The 20,733-nt window shown below is 58.8% G+C and carries 20 protein-coding genes and 1 tRNA gene; 5 read left to right on the forward strand and 16 right to left on the reverse strand.

Going from position 1 to position 20,733, the window contains the following annotated elements:
* Positions 1-12: 12 nt before the first annotated feature.
* On the reverse strand, positions 13-2,064 hold the full coding sequence (locus tag AXF13_RS04560) for an ATP-binding protein (RefSeq protein ID WP_062251811.1): 2,052 nt from the start codon (positions 2,062-2,064) through the stop codon (positions 13-15).
* A gap of 427 nt (positions 2,065-2,491) precedes the next feature.
* On the opposite strand from AXF13_RS04560, the gene AXF13_RS04565 reads away from it, so the two are divergent.
* Positions 2,492-2,974 (forward strand): helix-turn-helix domain-containing protein, encoded by a 483-nt coding sequence (locus AXF13_RS04565; protein WP_062251812.1) that lies wholly within the window; start codon positions 2,492-2,494, stop codon positions 2,972-2,974.
* Between the two features lie 193 nt (positions 2,975-3,167).
* Here AXF13_RS04565 and coaE read toward each other — a convergent pair whose 3' ends face one another.
* Both coaE and AXF13_RS04575 read right to left on the reverse strand, forming a co-directional pair.
* Positions 3,168-4,742, reverse strand: a complete 1,575-nt coding sequence (gene coaE / locus AXF13_RS04570) for a dephospho-CoA kinase (RefSeq protein ID WP_062251813.1) — start codon at positions 4,740-4,742, stop codon at positions 3,168-3,170.
* A complete protein-coding gene (locus tag AXF13_RS04575; protein WP_062251814.1) occupies positions 4,739-6,106 on the reverse strand; it encodes an NlpC/P60 family N-terminal domain-containing protein in 1,368 nt (455 codons plus the stop codon). Before AXF13_RS04575 ends, coaE begins: the two co-directional genes overlap by 4 nt.
* Before the next feature lie 188 nt (positions 6,107-6,294).
* On the opposite strand from AXF13_RS04575, the gene AXF13_RS04580 reads away from it, so the two are divergent.
* Positions 6,295-6,370, forward strand: a tRNA-Glu gene (locus AXF13_RS04580).
* 35 nt (positions 6,371-6,405) lie between these two features.
* Here AXF13_RS04580 and AXF13_RS04585 read toward each other — a convergent pair.
* From AXF13_RS04585 to AXF13_RS04640, 13 genes are all read right to left on the reverse strand, one after another.
* A complete protein-coding gene (locus tag AXF13_RS04585) occupies positions 6,406-7,458 on the reverse strand; it encodes a tyrosine-type recombinase/integrase (protein WP_062251815.1) in 1,053 nt (350 codons plus the stop codon).
* Positions 7,459-7,825: 367 nt separating this feature from the next.
* The gene (locus tag AXF13_RS04590; protein ID WP_062251816.1) at positions 7,826-8,599 is read right to left on the reverse strand and encodes a hypothetical protein; all 774 of its coding nucleotides are present in this window, start codon (positions 8,597-8,599) and stop codon (positions 7,826-7,828) included.
* A 24-nt stretch (positions 8,600-8,623) separates the two neighbouring features.
* Positions 8,624-9,010 (reverse strand): apurinic/apyrimidinic endonuclease family protein, encoded by a 387-nt coding sequence (locus AXF13_RS04595; RefSeq protein WP_062251817.1) that lies wholly within the window; start codon positions 9,008-9,010, stop codon positions 8,624-8,626.
* A 46-nt stretch (positions 9,011-9,056) separates the two neighbouring features.
* Positions 9,057-9,329 carry a helix-turn-helix domain-containing protein gene (locus AXF13_RS04600; protein ID WP_062251818.1) on the reverse strand — a complete coding sequence of 91 codons (273 nt, stop codon included), beginning with the start codon at positions 9,327-9,329 and terminating at the stop codon, positions 9,057-9,059.
* Between the two features lie 20 nt (positions 9,330-9,349).
* Complete coding sequence (locus tag AXF13_RS04605) at positions 9,350-10,294, reverse strand: DUF1351 domain-containing protein (RefSeq protein ID WP_062251819.1); 945 nt, start codon at positions 10,292-10,294, stop codon at positions 9,350-9,352.
* A gap of 2 nt (positions 10,295-10,296) precedes the next feature.
* Entirely contained in the window at positions 10,297-11,376 is a 1,080-nt protein-coding gene (locus AXF13_RS04610; RefSeq protein ID WP_062251820.1) for a hypothetical protein, read from the reverse strand.
* Positions 11,373-12,221, reverse strand: a complete 849-nt coding sequence (locus AXF13_RS04615; RefSeq protein ID WP_062251821.1) for a YqaJ viral recombinase family nuclease — start codon at positions 12,219-12,221, stop codon at positions 11,373-11,375. Before AXF13_RS04615 ends, AXF13_RS04610 begins: the two co-directional genes overlap by 4 nt.
* Positions 12,221-12,481, reverse strand: a complete 261-nt coding sequence (locus tag AXF13_RS04620; RefSeq protein ID WP_062251822.1) for a hypothetical protein — start codon at positions 12,479-12,481, stop codon at positions 12,221-12,223. Before AXF13_RS04620 ends, AXF13_RS04615 begins: the two co-directional genes overlap by 1 nt.
* A gap of 4 nt (positions 12,482-12,485) precedes the next feature.
* On the reverse strand, positions 12,486-12,878 hold the full coding sequence (locus tag AXF13_RS04625; RefSeq protein ID WP_062251823.1) for a zinc-finger-containing protein: 393 nt from the start codon (positions 12,876-12,878) through the stop codon (positions 12,486-12,488).
* On the reverse strand, positions 12,878-13,279 hold the full coding sequence (locus AXF13_RS04630; RefSeq protein ID WP_062251824.1) for a hypothetical protein: 402 nt from the start codon (positions 13,277-13,279) through the stop codon (positions 12,878-12,880). The genes AXF13_RS04625 and AXF13_RS04630 overlap by 1 nt, the downstream gene beginning before the upstream one ends.
* 70 nt (positions 13,280-13,349) lie before the next feature.
* A complete protein-coding gene (locus AXF13_RS15785) occupies positions 13,350-13,622 on the reverse strand; it encodes a hypothetical protein (protein ID WP_083521953.1) in 273 nt (90 codons plus the stop codon).
* Positions 13,623-14,213: 591 nt separating this feature from the next.
* Positions 14,214-14,702: a DUF2441 domain-containing protein gene (locus AXF13_RS16475; RefSeq protein ID WP_150116072.1), complete on the reverse strand. Its 489-nt coding sequence runs from the start codon at positions 14,700-14,702 to the stop codon at positions 14,214-14,216.
* A 33-nt stretch (positions 14,703-14,735) separates the two neighbouring features.
* The gene (locus AXF13_RS04640) at positions 14,736-15,470 is read right to left on the reverse strand and encodes a LexA family transcriptional regulator (RefSeq protein WP_062251826.1); all 735 of its coding nucleotides are present in this window, start codon (positions 15,468-15,470) and stop codon (positions 14,736-14,738) included.
* Positions 15,471-16,118: 648 nt separating this feature from the next.
* Between AXF13_RS04640 and AXF13_RS04645 the strand changes: the two genes are divergently transcribed.
* The 3 genes from AXF13_RS04645 to AXF13_RS04655 are packed head-to-tail and all read left to right on the forward strand — an operon-like array spanning position 16,119 to position 20,685.
* Positions 16,119-16,634 carry a phage regulatory CII family protein gene (locus AXF13_RS04645; protein WP_062251827.1) on the forward strand — a complete coding sequence of 172 codons (516 nt, stop codon included), beginning with the start codon at positions 16,119-16,121 and terminating at the stop codon, positions 16,632-16,634.
* A complete protein-coding gene (locus tag AXF13_RS04650) occupies positions 16,634-19,144 on the forward strand; it encodes a DNA methyltransferase (protein ID WP_062251828.1) in 2,511 nt (836 codons plus the stop codon). The genes AXF13_RS04645 and AXF13_RS04650 overlap by 1 nt, the downstream gene beginning before the upstream one ends.
* A complete protein-coding gene (locus tag AXF13_RS04655) occupies positions 19,141-20,685 on the forward strand; it encodes a DNA cytosine methyltransferase (RefSeq protein WP_062251829.1) in 1,545 nt (514 codons plus the stop codon). Before AXF13_RS04650 ends, AXF13_RS04655 begins: the two co-directional genes overlap by 4 nt.
* Positions 20,686-20,733: the final 48 nt, after the last annotated feature.

The raw sequence follows: 20,733 nt of genomic DNA on the forward strand, positions 1-20,733 counted from the left end.
GAAATCCGGGGCTCAGCGGCGCTTGAGCCAGTAGGCGAGCTTGTTGCGCAGCACGGTCGCGTCAAAGGGTTTGGAGATATGATCGTCCATGCCCGCGTCCAGAATCTCGTCGATATTCTCGGGCAGGGTGGCGGCGGTCATGGCGACAATGGGCAGCGTAGAGGATTTTTCCCTGACGGTCAGTTTCTCGCGGATCAGCCGGGTGGCTGTCAGCCCGTCCATAATCGGCATACGCACGTCCATGAGCAGCAGGTCATAGTCCTTTGCCAGAGCCATGCTTACGGCTTCCTTGCCGTTCTGGGCCAGATCGCAATCCAGGCCCAGCTGATGCAGCATGGCGCGGGCGATCTCCTGGTTGATTTCATTGTCTTCCACCAGAAGAATCCGGGCTCCGCCGGGCAGAGGCAGAGAGCTCTGGACGGTCGGGCAGGCACCCGGAAGCTTTCGCGAAAGGATACAGGGGATGCTCAGATGAAAGGTGCTGCCGTTGCCCGGCTCGCTTTCGCACCATAAATTGCCGCGCATCAGACCGGCGATGCGCTTGCAGATGCTCAGGCCCAAGCCCGTGCCGCCGAAACGGCGGGCAATGCTGGCATTGGCCTGGGTGTATGGGTCAAAGAGATGCTGCTGGTATTCCCGGCTGATGCCCATGCCCGTATCCGTGACCATAAAATGGAGCAGATCTTGGCCGTCGCTGTTTTCCCGTCGGATGCGCAGCCGTACGCTGCCTTTGGAAGTGAATTTGACCGCGTTGCTCAGCAGGTTGAGCAACACCTGTTTGAGGCGCAGGCCGTCTCCCCAAAGCTTGAGCGGCACGTCGTCGGCCACTTCGCAGATATATTCCAGCCCTTTCTGGTCCAGCGGGAAACGGATGGAAGTATAGACGAAATCCAGCACTTCTTCCATGGTGTAATTGACGTTTTCCAGGACCATCTTGTTGGCCTCGATCTTGGAGAGGTCCAGGATGTCATTAATGATGGCCAGCAGGCTGGTGGCGGAAGAGCGGATCTTGTGCAGATAGTCTTTGTGTTCCGGTGAAGGATCGCTTTGCAGGGCTAGATGGGTAAGCCCGATGATGCCGTTCATGGGCGTGCGGATTTCGTGGCTCATATGCGCCAGAAATTCGCTTTTGGCCTGGGAAGCTATTACGGCCGCCTGTTTTTCGTGCTGCGTTCGCAGAAGATCGGTGACGTCGGTGCTTATGGACAGGCGCACGGGATGCCCGGTATCCCAGTGGATGACTTTGTCCACCACCGTGTATGTCCGCTTGGTGAGCTCGTTTTCATAGGTCCACTGGTAGGGTTCGTTTCTGGAGGCGATGATGGCGTTGGTACAAAAGGGGCAAGGGCTGTCGCGCCCTTGCAGGCGCTTGTAGCAGATATTGCCCATCGGCCCTTCAGGTTTGGGAAAGCTGGCCTCCACGCTCTTGTTCAGGAAGAGCAGCTCGTAACTCTCCATATCAATGATGTAGACCGGGTCCACAAAGGCGTCCAGAATGTCGCACAGCTGGTCGTGTTTGTGGCGCAGGCGCTCATAAAGGCGGAAATGCGTCAGGGTAATTGCCAGCATATTGCCCAGCAAATGGCAGATGCCGGCATCCTCCGGCGTCCACTGGCGTGGGGCCACGCGGTGCAGAAGGCAGATGCCCCCGAACAGCTGGCCGTCATATAGAATGGGCAGGCAGAACAGAGATTTGACTTGGAGCTGTAATAAAAGATCCCGCTGCGGACCGGCGGGCATTAGGCTGGTGTCCGTGGCGCAGAAACTTTTGCGTTGCAGCAGGATGTCGAGAATGGGCGCCAGGAGTTCCGTGTCGGCGGGAGGAGAAGCGCCGTGGGCTTTCTCCAGAACTTGATTGAACCAGACGAGCGGCTCCCGCCAAGTCTTATTTTCGTACTCAAAAAGACAAACTTGGCCGCAGTGCAGTGATTCGCCGATACTGGCCAGAGCTGTTTTGAGAAAAGGCTCTTTGCGGTCGTTCAGAAGGGCGAAGCTTGATATTTCCAATGCCAAGGCCAGCGGATTAGAAAAGTGTTCCCCCGAGAACTGCGCGGTAGTCGGCATACATTCACCACAAGGAGTTTGCTGCGTTTCCTAGCATCGGAATAAGTAGTATAGATGGCTAGATGGGACCATGTCAAGCGGACAATTCTTCAGGCAGAAAAGCTTCTTGCGTGTCAGCCGCCTGGAACTCATTTTCGAAATAAGCAAACAGACATCTGTGGAACGCCGTTATTTTGGCAAGATTGAACTCCAGTATGGCCCAGACGTTGATTTTGAAAAGGCAGGCGGCTAAAGTCCAAGGTGCGATGTGTTACGACTTCAACCGCCCACAACTCTTTTTTAGAATAGAATTCTGCTTTTTTCAATTAGAATTGTGGGTAAAATATTAAAATTCTGTTCAAAGTTTTATCTCCAATTATTTCAGAATATTAGTAGTATTCTGGCTTGAATTGTGAAGATAGTCTCTTGAGCAGTGGAACTTTTACCCATGAATTCTACACTTGGGCAGCGCATAAAACTAGCTCGCGGGAAACAGTCGCAGGGGGCCTTCGCCCATGCTATACAGATCAGCAAAGGGGCTCTGGGTTTCTATGAACGGGACATAAATCTGCCCAACAGCGAGGTCGTGTTAAAAATTTGCTCGGTTTCCGGTGTGAATATCGAATGGCTTCTGACCGGTCTGGGGCCCATGCGGAAAGGGGAAGTGCGGGTGGGAACGCACGAACCGGCCGCCGCCCCGGCGGCCTGGGCTCAGGAGGATTTCCGCTGTGCCAGGCTGGAGGAAAAACTTGACCGCGTGGAACGCCAGCGCGATGAACTGATGGATGAAAACCGACGGCTTTATGCCAGAAAAGACAGTCTGATGGAGGAAATCGCGGCCCTGCGCGAACGCGTGGCCCGCCTTGAGGCCAGAATCGGTAGGATGGAGCTTTCCAGCGGCTGCGAACCCTTGCCGGACCCGCTTGCCTAGGGTCAGCCCTCATTAACCCGCCGCCATGTTCTTTTGTCCGCGGGCTGCGTCGCTCGCCTCGCGCGGCGGGTTTGAACAGACCCCACCGCCCGGGACTCGTCTTTCCTGCCGAGGAACGAAAATCTTCGCTCGCAAACAGCCCCTGGAAGCGGCGGCAGTTTTCAGATCCAGCCGCCGTCCGCACCAGCGGGCATCACTGCCAGAGCGCTTCCAGCGCGCGCCGCCGCGCCGCTTCCTCTTCCCGGCGGAGGTCCTCCAGACGGCCGGTCAGATCCCTAGCCGCATTTTCCAGCGCCTCCGGCGAACCGCTGTTGTCCACCAGCAGATCACAGGCCGCCTCCTTGCGGGCTTCCGGCCATTGCCAGGCTTCCAGGGCGGCGGCCTTTTCCTCGCTCCAGCCCCTGTTGGTCATGATCCGTTGCAGTCGCAGGGGCAGAGGGCAGTGCACGCCCACGGTCAGGGGCGCGGGATTGAACGCTGCTTGCCAGCCGCATTCAAAATACAGCGGCACTTCGGCCACGGCCAGAGCAGCGCCCGCCGCTTCCTGCGCCTGCCAGAAATCCTTAATCGCGACGCGCACCAGGGCGTGTACCAGCTCTTCCACTTCGCGGCGCAGGGCCGGGTTTGCGCGCATGGCCGCCAGCAGGGCCGTCTTGTCCACGCCGCCGTTCTCCGCCAGCAGGTCCCGGCCCGAACGTCGTTCCAGCCATGCGGCGACTTCGCCGCCCGGCGCATACAGCCCGGCCACCAGGGCGTCGGCGTTGACGCAGGGCAGGCCCAGTGCCGCCAGATGCCGGGTGAGTGCGGACTTGCCGCTACCCGGATTGCCGGTGACGATCACCCGCCGCATCCGGCGGCAGGCCGCCAGAGCCGCCTGGAGCAGGTCGTCGGGCGGCGGGCAGGCGAAATGCATTTCCTCTCCGCTGTCCGGATGGCTGAAGGCCAGATGCCAGGCGTGCAGCATCTGGCGTGGGGCCAGCTCGCGCACCGGCGCGGGCGCATACAGCTTGTCGCCCAGCAGGGGATGGCCCAGATGGGCCAGATGCACGCGGATCTGATGGGTACGCCCGGTATGGATGCGCACGGCCAGCAAGGAAACCCGTTGATCCGGCGTATTCCAGAGCCGCTTCCAGGTGGTATGCGCGGGCTTGCCGCCGCGCGTTTCGGGCAGTACGGCCATTTTGATCTTGGCCGTGGGATGGCGCCCCAGGGGCTCGCGGCATTCCCCCTGTTCCGGCGGCAGGCCGCTGACCAGGGCCAGATATTCCTTGTGCACCTCGCGCCGGGCAAAAGCCGCGCTCAGCGCCAGGCGCGCGGGTTCGGTCAGGGCCACCAGCAAAAGGCCGCTGGTATCTTTGTCCAGACGGTGGACAATGCCGGGGCGCAGGCCTTCCAGTCTGCCCAGTTGCGGAAAGCGTCCCAGCAGGCGCTGCACCAGGGTGTGTTCCGGGCAGGAAGGGCAGGGGTGCACGGTGAGTCCGGCGGGCTTGTTGCAGACCACCAGGCTTTCGTCCTGCCAGAGCAGTTCAAGATGGCCTTCCTCGGGGCTGAGCGCGTTTTCCGTTGGCGGCAACTCCAGCAGCACTCGCTGACCCGGACGGGTTTTGGCGTCAGGCCGGGACACGGGCAGGTCGTCCACCAGGCAGCGCCCGGCAAGCACGGCCTTTTGCAGGGCCGCGCGCGAAAGGCCGGGCGCGGCGTCCCGCAGGACGCGGTCCAGGCGTCGCCCGGCCGTGTCCGCCGTGATCAGCAGCTCAATACGGTTCACGGGCGTGATCCCGTCAGGGTGGACAGGGTGCGCAGCCGGTCGGCAAAGGTCATGGGCCGGTATAGATTTTTCAGCTCCGCGCCGGGCGTGATGGAGGTGACCACGGCCCGGCCGATGATGAAGCGCGCGTCGTCGTTGCCGTCCTCAATGGTGCGCACGCCCCAGACGTTGTGGAAGATGGCGGCCCGGCCCTTGTACTTGCCCACATAGAGGGTAATATGCCCGCGCATGCCCACCAGGCTTAAAAACGGCACGCCGTTGTTCAGGATCAGGGCTTCCTTTTCCTTGGCGCTCAGGCCTTCCAAGGGCTGCACCACGCCCATGCGCGCCTGCGCCCCGGAGTTGCGCGGCAGCCAGAGGCCGAAGGGCGTGAACAGCTCGCGGGTCAGGGCGGAGCAGTCCCGGTCGCCGAACATGCCGCCCCAGCCGTAGCGTTGGCCCATCATCACATTGCCGACCTTGGCCACGTTGCCGGGGGTCAGGGGCAGAGGCTTGGGCGCGGCGTCGCCTTTGGCGAGAACGACTTCCGCGCTGCGGGCCATGCCGCCCGGCCCCTTGAGCGGCACCAGCACCCGCAGGCCGCCTTCCGCGCTTTCGCTGTTCAGGGGCAGCATGGTACCGATATTGGCCTGGCCGTCGCCGCCATTGGGGCCGACGCCGGGCAGGGTTACCTTGTCGCGCAGCAGGGCCGCGTAACGGCCCGAGCGCCAGACGCTTTTGAATTCCTGATCCACCAGGGCCACGTCCTTGGCGTCCACCCAGCCTCCGGCCACCGGGCATTCCACAAAATGCCAGCGTCCGTCCAGACTGGTATGCGCGATGAGCAGCGGCGTGCCCGGCGGCAGCAGGGAATACTGGAAATAATCAAAGGGATTGGCCCTGGAATCGGGCGTGGGCTCGGAAAAGCGGGTTTCGTGGGTGGGCATTTCACGCAGGTCCGTATTGCGTACGGTAATGGCGGCCTGCGCGCGCGAGGGAAAGGTCCGCAGATGAGCGTTGCGGCTTATCTGATCCCATTCCGTCTGGGACCAACGGATGTCGTCGCGTTTGAAGCCGCGCGCCCGACGGAAAATGGCCGCCACATCGCGTTTGCGCATGGAAGTTTTGCCCATGTCCCAGGGGCCGAAAAAAATCCGGTTGAAGCGCGCGTCCTGTGCGTCCTGTTCCCCGGCGTCGAGCAGGGCTTTGTCCGGGCCGGCGGCCTTGGCGTAGACGTTCAGATCCTGCGGAAATTGGCGCAGATCCGCCAGCGTGCCCATCCAGGGGGGCAGATCTCCCTCGCGGGTGGGTACCTGTTTGCCGCCGCAGGCCGTAAGCAGCATCAGGCAGAACACGGGCAGGAGGAGGCGGAGGACAGTTTTCATGGGCGTTGTTTCCTTCTCTGGCGGGAAAAGCAATGACGTGGCGCACGCGAGATGGATTGCGTGCCGTCGTTCGGGCCAAGGGCATACATAGCATCATGGCCGCTGTTCCGGCAACGCCTTCTTTGCGGACCGGATATCTCACGCGGGCACTTGACAAAGCGGCCCGTTCCAACTATTACAAACGCGCTGTCACCATCGTCTATCCGGTTAGGACGGCGGCCTCTCAAGCCGCTAAGACGGGTTCAAATCCCGTTGGTGACGCCAAGTTTCCAGGTTTTGCGATTTGAGCATGTGCAAATTTATGTGCAAATCGCTTTTTCCAGGGGGGCGAAGGGTACGACCTTCGCCCCCTTCTTTTTTGCGAAGGCGGCTTCGATCTTGTCCGGCTGCACGCCGAGACTCTTGATATATCGAGCCGTGGTGTTGGGGTTCTTGTGCCGAAGCACGGCCTGCACAGAGGGGATATCCATTCCTTCATAGGCCAATATCGTGGCTGACAAGTGCCGGATGGCATGGAAACCAAAAGGCTTGACGCCTGCCGCCTTGCACAGTTCCGGCATCATGTGTTGCCGCGCCGTATACTGCGCTCCGTTATGGCGGTTACTGAATACAAGAGGATTTCCTCTGTTCCGAATCTTCATTTCGCCCAAGGCGTCTCGGAGGGCAGTTGTCATGGGAATCCATGCGTACTCCATCCCTCGACCGCCGGTCTTACGTGTCCCCAGTCGAATTTTCCGACCGGAAAAATCCACATCTTCCCAGGTCAGACGAAACGCTTCTGCGCGCCGCGCTGCGGTATGGAGCAGGAACAGCAAAAAGGCCTTGTCCACGCTGTCGGCAATTTCGTAGACTTTCCAGAAATCTTCTTCCGGAGGGACGTACCGGGGCGTCTGATCCGCCGGAAACCGTTCCACAGAGAGAAAGGGGTTCACCGGCGGCAACCCGTAGTAGCGTTGTCCCCATGTCCAGGCCGCCGCAAGGTTTTTGCGTGTCTTATTGGCGGCGTTGCCCGAGGTGAGCGCTACGCGACGCAATACGTCCAGGCCGTGCCGTGGGGTTATGTGTTCAATATTCATATCAGGGGGGAGAACTTGAAGGGAGAGGCGAAAGGAATGTTTTTTTTCCTGCCACGTCTTGCGGCTAAATCGTTCTTCCACCATACGCAGATACGAAGTAGCGAAATCAAGCCAGCAGACCGTAGGGGTCGGCGAAGTCTCTACTTCCCACCGCTCTGCGTTTTGTTCTGCCTCCCATTTTTTTGCCTCTGCCTTGGTCGGAAATGATTTCGTGCGAACGCGGCCCTGTATCATCCGCGTCCCGCGCCATTTCCCGTTGGGCATCTGATAGGGCATAATCTCCTGTCCTTATTTGCTCTATGCGGTTTTCAGAGAACCTAACGGCGGCCCCAGGAGAAAGCTGGAAGCCCCCAAGCGCGCGTTTGTTCCTATAAACCCATGCGCGCGATACGTTCAAGAGGGTGGAAACCTGAGATGCGGTAAGCATTGCTGTTCTCCTTAGCGCCTTCTCATCTCGCTTCAAGCAAGTTCAACTGTGGTGGCCGGCTGATTTTTTTATGGGCAGTGATGTACTGACCCGAGAGTATGCCGATTGTATTGGGCATGGCTGTTTTCCTCGGTTTCTGCCATCAATGGGAACCGGGCTCCTTTGTCCCGGTTCTGATGATGGTGGAAATAGTTCTGCTCTCCGGGGTGCTGGAAGCTAGGCGATCACCTTCACGCCATCGGGCAGATTGGCATGAAGCCACTCGGAAATGGAGCTGATAGCCGTGATTTTCCAGGCGCCGCCGTCAGCTTCGATGAGCGAGCAGGTCAGGGGATCGGAACCCAGGCGAAAGACGAACTTGCGCGGGGGCTGATCCACTTCCACAAAGGTACTGAACGGTATGAGCACGGCGGGGCAGGGTACAGGGACTGTGGATTTCCGCGCCGCGCCCTGTCGGATGGAAACCTCCTGTGATACGCCGTCATCAAGGAGATGGACTTCGCTGGTGTCCACAATATTGCCGGAAACTTGCAACAGGCTTTGGAGGTCTTCGCTTTCGCAGAAGCATGATTGTAGCCAGGGCACGAATTTGTCCGGCGACACATGCTGATTGAACATATGTTCCGGTATGACGGCGCGAGCCTGCATGAAAACGTCGCGCTGGCGAAAACCACCGAACGGAGTGGAAATGACATCGACGAGCTGCGGTCCGCGGACATGCACCATGGTTTTCTGAAGATCCAGTCCATCGGGGTTGTCGGTCAGGTAGTCCTTGATGGACGAGAGCGTGCTGACGTTCAAAGTACCCACCAGGGCTTCGCGCAATTCTTTCCAATCATGATCAGCATCGGGCTTGTAGAACACACGCTCGTCATCCAGTTTGTGCATAATGAAAGTCTGTACATTGGACTTCTTTTCGGCTTCCAGTTGTTGGCCAAGACCCACAAGATGGGCATCGGCTTCTTTGCGATTGTCAATAAGTTGTGACACTTGGATATCCTCTCTGGTTGATGGTTAGTTGCTCTGTGCAGCCTTGAAAGGCGTCACGTTTTTGGAGGTTTTTTCGTGGACCTCGCCGGGCATAGTGCCTTCAAGGCGGAGCTGGCCGGGATTGTGATCCTTGGCGGCCTCGAACAGCAGATGTTTGCCATCTTCCTTGTCCAGCAGCAGCGGAATTTCCTGCGCTTCCTGAGGCTGGAGGGAGGTTTTGACCGTGGCCTTGGCCATGGGAAAATTGCGGTCCTTATTCGGTTTAAAGACGATTTCAAGCACCAATTTGCGGGGCTTTTCCGGCGGAGTATTCACGTCAGCGATGTTTTCCGCGATTTGGGCCAGGGCTTCATCCACAGCTTCAATGATGCCGCCGCCATTCATGTGGGCGAGGGACAAGGGAATGCTCATATTTACCTCCAGGTTATTGTGGTCTGTGCAGACCGTCTTGGTTTGTTTAAGCGTGTTGCGAGGAATCGGCCGACGCGTTTGCGGCACAGCCGCAGGGAATGAGGAACCGGGCACCCTGGCCGGAAATCAGCCAGTCGGGATTGAACCCTTTCCTGCGCAGCAGGATGAGCAGCCAGTCCGCGGGAATGCTGCCTCGGCGTTTGGCATCGGAAATGCTGGACTGGCGAATGCCCAGATACGCGGCAAGTTCGGTTTGCGTGCGACAGCCGGTCGCCTCCTGGATACGGGCATAGGCCTCGGGGAAATTGAATTGGCACATGGTGTTGCAGACACCTCCAGCTATATTTTGCGCACGCCGCATGACGTGCAGAGTTCTTTGAGTTGAGAGATGGCAATCTGTATGGAGGCTTCCTTATCCGGGGGATAGGAAAGCATCAGCATCAACCGGATTTCCTGGCCCGAGGAGGCTGTCGGGGCGGTTTCAGGAGGGACCGAGGCCGCCGTAACCGTTCGAGACGCTTGGGGCACAACCGGAGCGGATGACACAGTGCGTATTGCCTGTGGCTGCGCCGCATCCAGCCGCGTCTGTTCCGTCGCAAAGGCCGCATTGATGGCCTTGAATGATTCATCCAGGGGCGTGTCGAGACTGCACAGATCGGGCGTCATAAATCGGGCCAGGGAAAGCTCCAGACCATGACGGGCATTCAGGTCCTTGACGTGGTTCTCAATCGCAAGAGTGCGTTCTTGCCTGGCCTGTTCCAGCCGCTTTTGCTCGGCCTCTTCCCGGACACGAGACTCAATGATGCCCGCTATCGCTTCCCGGATGCCCTTTTTCGAGGCGCGGACATTGAGCCATTCGTCCCTGATGGATATGTCGAACGGGGCCAGGGCGGGCCGAGCCGCAAAGGCCTCCGCGATCATGGCTTGCACGGAAGTTTTCCGATCCTCACGCTGCCGCGCCTCAATCCCCTTCACCTGTTCGGAAAGGGCGGCATAGGCGCGGGTGAAAATGCCCGTGATTTCCTTGGCCTGTTGCTGAAATGCTTCGATGGGCGCGGAGACGTTCTTGACCGCCTTTTTTCTGGCTTCCTCCAGGGCGGCCCTGGTCGCGTTGATGCGGGCCATATCCTTTTTGATGTCCGGTACGGATTCTTCCGTAACGACAAGATCAGTGTATTTGGCGGTTACGTCCGTGGCCCAGGCTTTGAGCCCTTCGTAATTGAAAGCCAGAGAAGGCAGGGTGCTTTGGACGTTGAGATCAAGAGCCGCTTCGGTCTGAGTCATGGTTATTTCTCCCCTTGCCACGAGGGGCAGAACATGCCCGAGGCGTCCGTATAGCTGGGGCAGGAGGGACATTGGGCCGCTTCCACAAGCGCGCCGTCACGATTCGGGCAGGGAATCTGCGTGGTGCCGTCCCGTTCAGGCGCATTCGCGGCCAACGTTGCCTGCTGGCCGGACGGGGACTCGGCGGCGTGGGCGTCTTGCGCGGCGGGTTTGGCGTTCTCCTTGGCAAGACGGCCCTTGAGTTCTTCCGCCTTGGCCGCCGTGGCGGCATCAGCGGGTTTGATGGTCATGTCGAACCAGTCTTCCGGCTTGCTCACTCCATCCTTGATGTTGTTGTAGATTTTCCACAGGCGCAGGATTTCCCCGGCCTGGATCGCGTCAAGGCGGTGCCCGAGCCGGGCTTCAATGTGTTCCTGAAGCACGCCGAAGGGCTGGAACACCGCCAGCATGTTTTTCCTGGCTTCCTTGATGTCCCCGACTTCCGCATTCATGGTGATTTCGCACTGGCGCACGGCGTCTTCAATCACGTCTCCGGGAATGATTTCGAGGATGGTCGCGCGGACACGGCGTTGCGCGTAGTTGGCAACGAGTTCGTAGATGTCCCGCTCGTCTTTCAGCGCGTACCCGCCCTTTTTGGTATCGCGCCAATGTTTGACCGCAAACTGGCGCATGGCCTTGGTGTTGGTTTCCAAGTCCCAGGCATAGGCTTCGACTTCGGACTTTCCCTGGTCGCGGCTCATTTCGCGGAAGCCGTAGGTCATATTGCCCCAGGCGCGGGCCGCGGCTTCGGCCAGCCGGATAGAGGGGCCGGATATCGGTTCTTTGCCGCGCTCGTATTCATAGAGGGCTCTTTTGGCGAGGTTGAGGCGGCTGCACGCCGTGATCAGGCGTTCACGGGCCTTGATTTCGTCGCGGGGACGGCTGGCCGCGATAACTAAAGCCGCCTGGACTTCGGCGATGGCCCGTTGCTGATCAGCCGATGCGATTGCGGACTCGGGCGCGGCAACTTGGTTGTTTTGCGCGGCCAGGGTCGCATTTCCGCTGGCGGGCAGAGTGGGGATATTGCTCGGATGCTGGCTCATGCTGCTTTCTCCATCAAATCCCGCAGGCGCGGGGTTCCGTGTTTGTCGATGTTCAGGGCAATTCCCGCGCCGCGTACCCGAGCCTTTCCGGTGGATTGGGCAAGGGTAACGAGCGCGGCCCGGCAATGCTTTTCATAGGTTTCGGCGTCTTTGAGGATGGCGCGGGCTTCCCGCCATGCGGCTGCCGCTGTTGTCCATTCCGGGCTGTCCAGGCGCGCCAGGGCCGGATCAAGAGGCGGCAAGTTCACGTTTCCGGCGAGGTCTGCTTCAGGGGGAATCGCCGTCAGGACATATCGCTCCCAAAAATCGCGGGCGATGTCCCACATGGCGTGGATCAGCGCGTCGTCGCGCTCAATGGGCAGGCGGATCATGCGCCACATTTCCGCGCTGAATACCGCCAGTTCGGCCCGGTTGAGCCCGGTGACGCCCAGGTAGTGCTGAATTTGCACAAGATATTGATGGGTCGCCCCTCCCTGCTCCATTGCCAGAAAGCCGGCCATGCGCGGGGTTTTGATTTCCAGGACGCCGGGAGCGCCGTCGTCGGGGAGCGCGATGCCGTCCAGGTTGGCGATGGCCCATGTTTCGCTCAAATGGCGCTGCATGGGGGGCGTCTGGACGGTCCAGCCGGTTTCGCGGGCGTACATGTCGCGCACAATCGGTTCCAGATAGTGACCGCGCTGGAAATCCGGGGAACTGTCCGTGTCGTCCGGGCGCCCGAAAATTTTGTCTTCCCACACGTCGCGGGCGGTGCGGCCGAACTGGTCCACGCCGAGCAGCGCAGCCATGTCGGACCCGCCGATGCCGGTGCGGCGCTGAGCGAGAAATGTCGAGCGGTCCATGTCCATTACGCGGCGCTCCCGCATCCCGGCTGCTGGCGGGCGCGTTTTCGGGGGAACAGGCTCGGGCACATCCGGAAAATATCAAGGCGGACCGACTGGAGAATGAGCCTGACGCACACGCCTTTGTCCCCGTGCTTTCTGGTCCATTCCGCCGCACGGATCAGCCATTCACTCGCGGTCTTGGCCGTGCGGGGGTATTGGCGGGCTTCATATTCGAGCGTCTGAGCCCGGTCCTTAATGAATTGCGCTGTTTCTGCTCTGGTCATTTTTCTATCTCCATTCCTGGCATATCCGCACCACTGCTTTGCACTGCTCCACGTCCATCCAGCCGATGTGGCAAAATCGGGATTCGGGGTAGGTGCCCAGGGCTTTTGCCAGTTTGCGGTAGGCGTCGGCCCGACTGAGGGGGCCGGTCCTCCAGAGAGGGTCAAAGACCGCATGCGCATTGGATTTCCAGCGGCGAAGTTCCGCGTTCGCCAGTCTGCCCATAGGGGCCGCGCGGCGGCTGTTTTTGTGACAGCCTACCCACGCCGCACAGTCCCGGCAGAGCCAGAAAAACAGATCCGTGAATCTTCCCGGCCCGTATATGGCGGCTCCGTTGACCAGCTTGGCCGGGCGGCCGCAATACGGGCACGAGACGGCGGGCAGAACTGTGAGCCCCATCACGCGGCCTTTCTCGGGGCGGCCTGTGCCGGGCTTTCCGGTTCCGTGGTTTCTTCCACAAGCGCGGGGTGGGCGGCCTTGAGTTCTTCCATTCTGGCCGCCGCCCATTCCGCGTCAGAAATCAGGTCGTCATGCATGCCCTGGTAGGCGTCCAGCAACGCGGCAGCGTCGTATTCCGTCCCGCACTTCGGGCAGAGGTAGAGAGAACCGTCTTGCTTGAGATAGGCGGCCTTTCCGCGTTCGTCGCATTCCGGGCACAGATAGGGGGTAGCGCGCAGGCTGGCGATCCGGCGGGCGCGTGTTTCCTCTTCCCGCGCTTGCTCCGCAATGGCGCAGCGGCGCGGGTCTGTACACGTTCCTGTCGAAAATTGTTCATGGCTGCATCCCATTCCATAGCACATGGCTTGCCTCCTTTATAAATTCTGTTTCAATTCCTGCCGCGTCTTGCGACGCGGCAAGTCAGAAGAAAAATTACTGTTCAACTACGAGAGAATCTTCTTTTACTGGCATCCAATAGCAATCTCTATCTAGTAAATAGCGAGCGCCGCACGCATATAATGAACAAGGTTTTTCCGGCTTGTAGTAGTCTGTAACTCGTAGATTGAATTTAACCCCATAATCGTTTGTGTAGATAACCTTGTCTCCGGGCTTGAACTTCAACGGCTGGCCGTTTTCCGGGGCAAAGGGGTGTTCGGCATCATGATTCCGAATGACTTCTTCCATCCATTCCCAATGCGACGACATGGCGTCCCCTATTCGTGTTCTTGTTTTGTATGAAAGCGAAAGACTTCATTTCCCCCAAAACATCCAACATATTCAGTCCTGAATCCGCATGATTTGAGGTAGTCGTATCACCCCTTCCCTGCCGTCGCCTGCCTTCCCGCTGCGCCTGGGCGTCGCCGGGCATCCACCCTCTGCCTTGGCCGCTTGCGGCTTGCCGTGCTCGGTACTTGTGGGGTCGCCTCCGGTTCCGGCTTTGTGGCTACTCTGGGCCGTAGCCCGTGTTCGCCGCTCTTCCCCGTTGGCAAAATCAAATTATGCAAATGTAAAATCAAAGTCAATAAAAATTTACAAAAGTATAAAATTAGCTTATAAAAAAATACGCCGCGAGTTCCGGCGTGATGGCATCCCGGTCAACGGGCACAAAAAGCCCCTCAAGTGAGGGGCGGGGGGAGAGGAGCGAGATTATGTCTCAGAAAAACAGCAGGTCATCAGGCGATAAACACGAGAATACCTTCCACGTCTACGTAGCAAAGAGGGTAGATACGTGTGTTTTCCCTGTAAAAAATAATGTCCATTGTCCGCATTGTGCCGATAAAGAAATATGCAGGAAGCCTACTCTACAATCCTTGCAACTACTCTCACAGCAGATTCAACAATAACTTCAACCGGGATAACAGGGGTATTGATATTATCATTCATGATGTTGATCCGTTTTATTTCACCTTTCCAATATATTTTTGCATATTCAAAGCAATATTGACGATAATTTCCAATGGGAAAAGGGGGACACCAAAAACCCTTATGAGTTGGCTTCTCAGGGTCAATGACCTTTACTTTATATATATTTTGATTTTTCGCGTTGAAATTTCTGTAGATAACTGCATTTTCTAGAGTATCGAGCAAAAATATGGAATTAAACCGACTCGGTTTTTCTGGATATTGCTCTTTGCGAATGAGTTCCAGAATTTCTTCTCTGTAAAGCGTGCTGATATCCCCGAATCCCGGCATATATTTTTCTAGGAGTCTACCAAAATTCCCATTTTCTATAACGCTCCCGGCACCAATAAGAGGATGCGTTACATGATAATAGGTTACCGGCATGTCATTCTCCGTATTTTTGACTCGTTCTATCTCCTACTTCTCCCTCACGTCCGTCCACGCCCAGATGACGCGGCCCACAATAGCCTTGTCCCAGTCGTCGCAGAAGTCATGCTTCAGGCTGTAAACCATGGGCGGCCACTTTGAGCCGTTGTCGCTGTAATAGGTGATCTGAAAATCGTCTTTGCGCTCAGTGATGCTGACCCGCTTGACCATGCCGGAACCGTCGTCAGGGTCAAGCACCAGCATCATGTGTCCGGGCTTGGTCACGTCGCGGTCGTCACGGTCCACCAGTACGATGTCACCGGGATTTAAGGTGGGCAGCATGGACGTGGAATTATGCCCGATTTCCACAGCAATTAAATTTCGGCGGTGCCTGATGGCAGGCAGGTTCTTGTAGGCGAGGAACCAGCTTTTGACGTCGTTTTCCGGCAGATAGCCCGGCCCTGCACCTACTTCGCCTACCAGGGGCGCAGCTATATAGTCTTCGGAAACTGGCGGCGTGGCATACTCTCCGGCCGGGACGACCTTGGCGTTGACGAAGCAGACGTCACGTGAGGCATCGGCTTCCGGCAGCGAAATTGTTGCTCCAAGAGCATCAAGGAGAGGTGAAAGTTTTTCTAAGCTCGGTTTCCTATCACCCTTTATCCATGTATGGAGAGTCGGAACGCTGATGTTTAATGCGCGTGCCGCCTGACTGACATTCCCATTATAGCTTTTCTCTATAGCCTGTTTGATGGCTAATACTGCGGTATCAAAGAAATTTCCCATATTTTCTTTCGACCCCAATTTTATACATTTGTCAAATCTCTATATGTAAAAATTTATTGCATATTACTTTTACTTTTGTATAAAATAGAAGCATGAAAACTGAAACAGTTTTTCGGAAGGCTTTAGGTGCCCACGGTCTTACGATTTCTGACGTCATCGCGCATGGGATTCCCAAGGGGACTGTCCTTGCGCACTACTATGGCATCAGGAGTTTGTCTCTACGCTCCGCGTTCAGATATGCAGAACGGTTAAAAATTCCGCTTACGGACCTTGTTAAACCTACAGTCACCCCCACCACGCCGCCCGAACCCGAACCGGGGAAAGGGGGCGGGGATGCTGCGTAGCTTCGTCGTCATCTATGGCTGGGAGCCGGTCGCATGGTTCGGCGTATCCGTGGCGGCATTCTTCGGAATGCTGGTCTGTCTGTGGCTGTATGCCGCTGGGAAGTACTAGCCCCGCCAGGCACCGCCGCACCGCATCGTCCGGCGTCGAGTACTCCGCGCGGCTGTATGTGCGCCAGAGGATGCGCCCCGGAAGGATAACGGCAATACGCCAGTAGCGTGGACGGGCAGTAAGACGGAGCAGGGCGGGGGCTGAAATTTCCATGCCGTGATCCTGCCAGTCATGGCAAGCGCAGGAAAAAAGAAAATGAGTGAACTTTCGCAACGTATCGCACGACTCGTCCACAACGCGGCCAGCAGCTACCCCGGAGGCATCGCGGCCATTGCGCCCCGGCTAATGGAGGATGGCCGGGCCGAGCGCACAGTGTACCAGGATTTGAACCCGCAGCCGCGTAAGCTGGGCGACGGACGTATGAAGCCGCCATGCACCAAAATCGGCGACATGGTGCGAGTCATGGAGATCACCGGGAATCTGGAACCGTTGTACGCGCTGTGCGCCCATTTCGGCCTGGTTCCGACCTCCCTGAATGCTCTTGAGCCGGACGCCCCTAACATGGAGCGGGAAATGCTTCAGGATGTGCCGAGTGTGGTGCGCTTACATGAGGACTGTGACCGCCTGGCGGAGGGAGCGGGGTCCGTTGAAGAGGTGCTTGGCGCCCTGGATTTCGCCACCAATGATCTGCGGCAGACTGTGGTCATGACGCTTGAAAAGGCCGGGTTTGATGCACGGCCCCTGTTTCGGCGTATTCGAGGGAAAAGGTGATGTGCAATACCCTCTACCGCTCCTTCCTCGAAGCCAAGCTGGCCATTTCGCGACATTCCGGCTTTACCGTCCCGGCAGATGCCATCCACCCCATGCTGAAGCCGCACCAGCGCGATATCGTGCGCTGGGCGCTGCTGGGGGGCCGTCGCGCAGTGTTCGCGGCCTTCGGCCTGGGCAAGTCGTTCATGCAACTTGAAATCATGCGCCAGATCTCTTGGAAGGAGGGCGGCCGCCAGCTCATCATCGCCCCTCTGGGCGTGCGGCAGGAGTTCAGGGCTGACGCCGCCAAATTGGGCATGGGCCTTGCCTTCATCCGGCGCGACGAGGAAATCAGCGGCCCGGGCCTGTACCTCACCAATTACGAATCCGTGCGCGACGGCCGCCTGCATGTGGACCAGTTCAATGCCGCGTCCTTGGACGAAGCCAGCGTGCTGCGCTCTTTCGGCAGCCTGACCTATCAGACCTTTCTTACGCTCTTTGACGCCGTGAAGTTCCGCTTTGTGGCCACGGCCACGCCCAGCCCCAACCGTTACAAGGAGCTGATCCACTATGCCGGTTTTCTGGGCGTCATGGATACCGGCCAGGCCCTGACCCGCTTTTTCAAGCGCGACAGCACCAAGGCCAACCATCTGACCCTGTACCCGCATATGGAGCGCGAGTTCTGGCTGTGGGTCAACTCCTGGGCCGTATTCCTGCAAAAGCCGTCCGATCTGGGCTGCTCCGATGAGGGATATGATCTGCCCAGGCTTCACGTCCATTATCACAAGGTGGCGACGGGCCTGCCGCAGGCCTGCGACAAGCACGGCCAGTTGCAGCTTGTGGACAACGCGGCCATGGGCCTGCAGGCGGCCAGTCGGGTCAAGCGTAACAGTCTGCCCGCGCGCATAGCCAAGATGCGGGACATTCTCGACGCCGCACCCGGCGAGCACTGCATCATCTGGCATGACCAGGAGGCCGAGCGCCACGCCATCAGGCAGGCCGTGCCGACTGTGGTGGACATCCACGGCGGCATGGATCTGGACGAGCGCGAAAACCGGGTTGTGGACTTCTCCAACGGCGACTTCCCCCTGTTCGCCAGCAAGCCGGTCCTTTCCGGCTCGGGCTGCAATTTCCAGCGCCACTGCCGTATGGCCATCTTTCTAGGCATCGGCTTCAAGTTCAACGACTTCATTCAGGCCATCCACCGCATTCACCGCTTCCTGCAGGAGCGGGAATGCCACATTCATATCATTTACGCTGATGCCGAGGCCCAGGTGCTGGAAGCCCTGCAAGCCAAATGGCGGCGGCATGAGGAGATGGTGAAGCGCATGAGCGAGATCATCAAACAATACGGCCTGTCCGCCGCCGGGATGGCGGAGGAGTTGCGCCGGTCCATCGGCGTGGAGCGTATAGAGGTGCGGGGGCAGCACTTCACGGCGGTCAACAATGACTGTGTGGAGGAAACCCGCCGCATGTCGGAGAACTCCGCAGGCCTGATCTGCACATCCATTCCGTTCAGCAATCATTACGAATACACGCCGTCGGTCAACGACTTCGGGCATACCGACGACAATGCCCACTTCTGGGCGCAGATGGACTTCCTTACGCCGGAACTGCTGCGCGTGCTGCAACCGGGCCGGATATACGCCTGCCACGTCAAGGACCGGATTCTGTTCGGCAACGTCACCGGCGCTGGCGCGCCCACCGTCAGCCCTTTCCACGCCGAGGCCATCTTTCACGGCATCCGGCACGGATTCCATTACATGGGCATGATCACCGTGGTGACGGACGTGGTGCGCGAGAACAATCAGACCTACCGCCTTGGCTGGAGCGAGCAGTGCAAGGACGGCACCAAAATGGGTGTGGGCAGCCCCGAATACATCCTGCTGTTCCGCAAACCGCAGAGCGACCGCAGCCGCGGCTATGCCGACGAGCCGGTCGGCAAGGGCAAGAACGAATACAGCCGGGCCCGCTGGCAGATAGACGCGCACGCCTTCTGGCGGAGCAGCGGCAACCGTCTGATGACCGCCGATGAAATGGCGACCCTCACGCCCGACGTGCTGGCCGGTTATTTTACCAAGGCCAGTCTGGCGGACATTTACGACTATGAGGAGCATGTGCGCATCGGCGAGCGCCTGGACGCCAAGGGCGCGCTGCCGTGTACATTCATGGCCCTGGCTCCGGGCAGTCATTCGGAATGGGTCTGGCATGACGTCACGCGCATGCGCACGCTCAACGGCAAGCAGGCGCAGCGTGGCCTGCAACAACATGTCTGCCCTCTGCAATTCGACATCGTTGATCGCATCATCAACCGCTACAGCAATCCCGGCGAACTTGTCTATGATCCCTTCGGGGGCCTGATGACCGTGCCCTACCGGGCCGTGATGCTGGGCCGCCGGGGCTGCGGCTGCGAACTCAACGCCGGGTATTTTCTGGACGGCGTGAAATACCTGCGCGCCGCCGAACAGGACGTCTCCGCGCCGAGCCTTTTTGACCTGTGCGACGTGGAACATACGCGGGGAGCGGCATGAACGGCTTGATCGTCGATCTCTTTGCGGGCGGTGGCGGAGCCTCGACCGGCCTTGCCTGGGCCTTGGGACGCGACCCGGACATCGCCATCAACCACGACGCCGAAGCTCTGGCCATGCACAGGGCGAATCATCCGCACACACGGCACATGCAAAACGACATCACCCGGGTGCTGCCCTTGGAAGCCACAGGCGGGCATCCCGTGGCGATTCTGCACGCCTCGCCGGACTGCACGCATTTTTCTAAGGCCAAGGGCGGCAAGCCCAAGTCTCAGTATATCCGCGACCTCGCGTGGGTAGTTATTCGCTGGGCGGAAGACACGCACCCGAACCTTATCACGTTGGAGAACGTGGAGGAATTTTTGACGTGGGGACCGTTGGATAAAAACGGCCAGCCAATCAAAGAGCAGGCCGGGGCCACCTTTGCGGCGTGGCGGAAACGGCTTGTGCGGCTGGGCTACCGGGTGGAATGGCGGCTTTTGAGAGCCTGCGACTATGGCGCGCCCACCACGCGGCGGCGGCTTTTTGTTGTGGCGCGGCGGGACAAGGGGCCCATCGTCTGGCCCGCGCCCACACACGGCAACCTGAAATCCGCCGAAGTGCTGGCCGGAAAACTGCTGCCGTGGCGCACGGCGGCGGAGTGCATTGACTGGTCTATCCCCTCGCAAAGTATTTTCGACCGAAAAAAGCCGTTGGTTCTCGCCACACAGCGCCGTATTGCCGAGGGCTTACGGCGATATGTCCTCCAGGCGGCGGAGCCGTTCATCGTGACCTATTACGGGGCCAAGAAGCCCGACGATTTTCGCGGTCAGGACTTGGGCCGTCCGCTCCCGACACAGACCACGGAAAACAGGTTCGGCCTTGTGGCTCCGGTACTTTCCCGCCAGTTCGGCCGGTCCATCGGTCAACGAGTGGACGCCCCGCATCCTACAATCACTCAGTGCAACCATGACGCACTCGTGGCCGCCTGCATCACAAAATATTACGGCAAGTCGGACTGTTCGGGCGTGGATGAGCCGTTCCATACCCTGACCAGCAAAGAACGTATGGCCCTTACGTCCGCATGTCTGGTCAAATACTATGGCACGGCCAAGGCTGCGGACGTGGGCGAGCCCATGCACACCATTACCGCCAAGGCCCGCATGGGGTTGGTGGAAGCCGAGGCACGGAAAGGTTCCGAACCAGGGCGATACGAGCAGGTCCGAGAATTTTTGCGCGCTTGGGGCGTCATCGGCCCGGAGGACGAAGCGGAATTTGTCTATGAGGGCGTCGTCCTTCGCATCATGGATATCCTCATGCGGATGCTTGCGCCGCGAGAACTCTATACGGCGCAGGGCTTCCCGCCGGATTACATCATTGACGAGCTTCCGGGCGGAAAGCGCCTGACAAAAACCGCGCAGATACGCATGTGCGGCAATTCCGTGCCGCCGGAGATGGTTGAAGCGCTCGTAAGGGACAACGGGCCAGCCACCTGGGATCTTCCGGTACGTGCGCCGTTGCCAATGATGGGAATGTTATCCGGGCACGCGGAGGGATGGGCATGATCGACGACAGCAAGAAACACACCGCCTCGGGTTGTTCGCACGGCAGAT

This window comes from Desulfovibrio fairfieldensis (assembly GCF_001553605.1).
GTDB lineage: Bacteria > Desulfobacterota > Desulfovibrionia > Desulfovibrionales > Desulfovibrionaceae > Desulfovibrio > Desulfovibrio fairfieldensis.

What these genes read in the sequence shown, in the direction of transcription:
- AXF13_RS04645 (WP_062251827.1), top strand. Translation starts at nt 16,119, where the DNA reads ATGAGTGAACTTTCGCAACGTATCGCACGACTCGTCCACAACGCGGCC.
- AXF13_RS04600 (WP_062251818.1), bottom strand. Translation starts at nt 9,329, where the DNA reads ATGTGCCAATTCAATTTCCCCGAGGCCTATGCCCGTATCCAGGAGGCG.
- AXF13_RS04560 (WP_062251811.1), bottom strand. Translation starts at nt 2,064, where the DNA reads ATGCCGACTACCGCGCAGTTCTCGGGGGAACACTTTTCTAATCCGCTG.
- AXF13_RS04620 (WP_062251822.1), bottom strand. Translation starts at nt 12,481, where the DNA reads ATGACCAGAGCAGAAACAGCGCAATTCATTAAGGACCGGGCTCAGACG.
- AXF13_RS04610 (WP_062251820.1), bottom strand. Translation starts at nt 11,376, where the DNA reads ATGAGCCAGCATCCGAGCAATATCCCCACTCTGCCCGCCAGCGGAAAT.
- AXF13_RS04655 (WP_062251829.1), top strand. Translation starts at nt 19,141, where the DNA reads ATGAACGGCTTGATCGTCGATCTCTTTGCGGGCGGTGGCGGAGCCTCG.
- AXF13_RS15785 (WP_083521953.1), bottom strand. Translation starts at nt 13,622, where the DNA reads ATGTCGTCGCATTGGGAATGGATGGAAGAAGTCATTCGGAATCATGAT.
- AXF13_RS04565 (WP_062251812.1), top strand. Translation starts at nt 2,492, where the DNA reads ATGAATTCTACACTTGGGCAGCGCATAAAACTAGCTCGCGGGAAACAG.
- AXF13_RS04575 (WP_062251814.1), bottom strand. Translation starts at nt 6,106, where the DNA reads ATGAAAACTGTCCTCCGCCTCCTCCTGCCCGTGTTCTGCCTGATGCTG.
- AXF13_RS04585 (WP_062251815.1), bottom strand. Translation starts at nt 7,458, where the DNA reads ATGCCCTATCAGATGCCCAACGGGAAATGGCGCGGGACGCGGATGATA.
- AXF13_RS04625 (WP_062251823.1), bottom strand. Translation starts at nt 12,878, where the DNA reads ATGGGGCTCACAGTTCTGCCCGCCGTCTCGTGCCCGTATTGCGGCCGC.
- AXF13_RS16475 (WP_150116072.1), bottom strand. Translation starts at nt 14,702, where the DNA reads ATGCCGGTAACCTATTATCATGTAACGCATCCTCTTATTGGTGCCGGG.
- AXF13_RS04650 (WP_062251828.1), top strand. Translation starts at nt 16,634, where the DNA reads ATGTGCAATACCCTCTACCGCTCCTTCCTCGAAGCCAAGCTGGCCATT.
- AXF13_RS04630 (WP_062251824.1), bottom strand. Translation starts at nt 13,279, where the DNA reads ATGTGCTATGGAATGGGATGCAGCCATGAACAATTTTCGACAGGAACG.
- AXF13_RS04595 (WP_062251817.1), bottom strand. Translation starts at nt 9,010, where the DNA reads ATGAGCATTCCCTTGTCCCTCGCCCACATGAATGGCGGCGGCATCATT.
- AXF13_RS04605 (WP_062251819.1), bottom strand. Translation starts at nt 10,294, where the DNA reads ATGACTCAGACCGAAGCGGCTCTTGATCTCAACGTCCAAAGCACCCTG.
- AXF13_RS04615 (WP_062251821.1), bottom strand. Translation starts at nt 12,221, where the DNA reads ATGGACATGGACCGCTCGACATTTCTCGCTCAGCGCCGCACCGGCATC.
- AXF13_RS04640 (WP_062251826.1), bottom strand. Translation starts at nt 15,470, where the DNA reads ATGGGAAATTTCTTTGATACCGCAGTATTAGCCATCAAACAGGCTATA.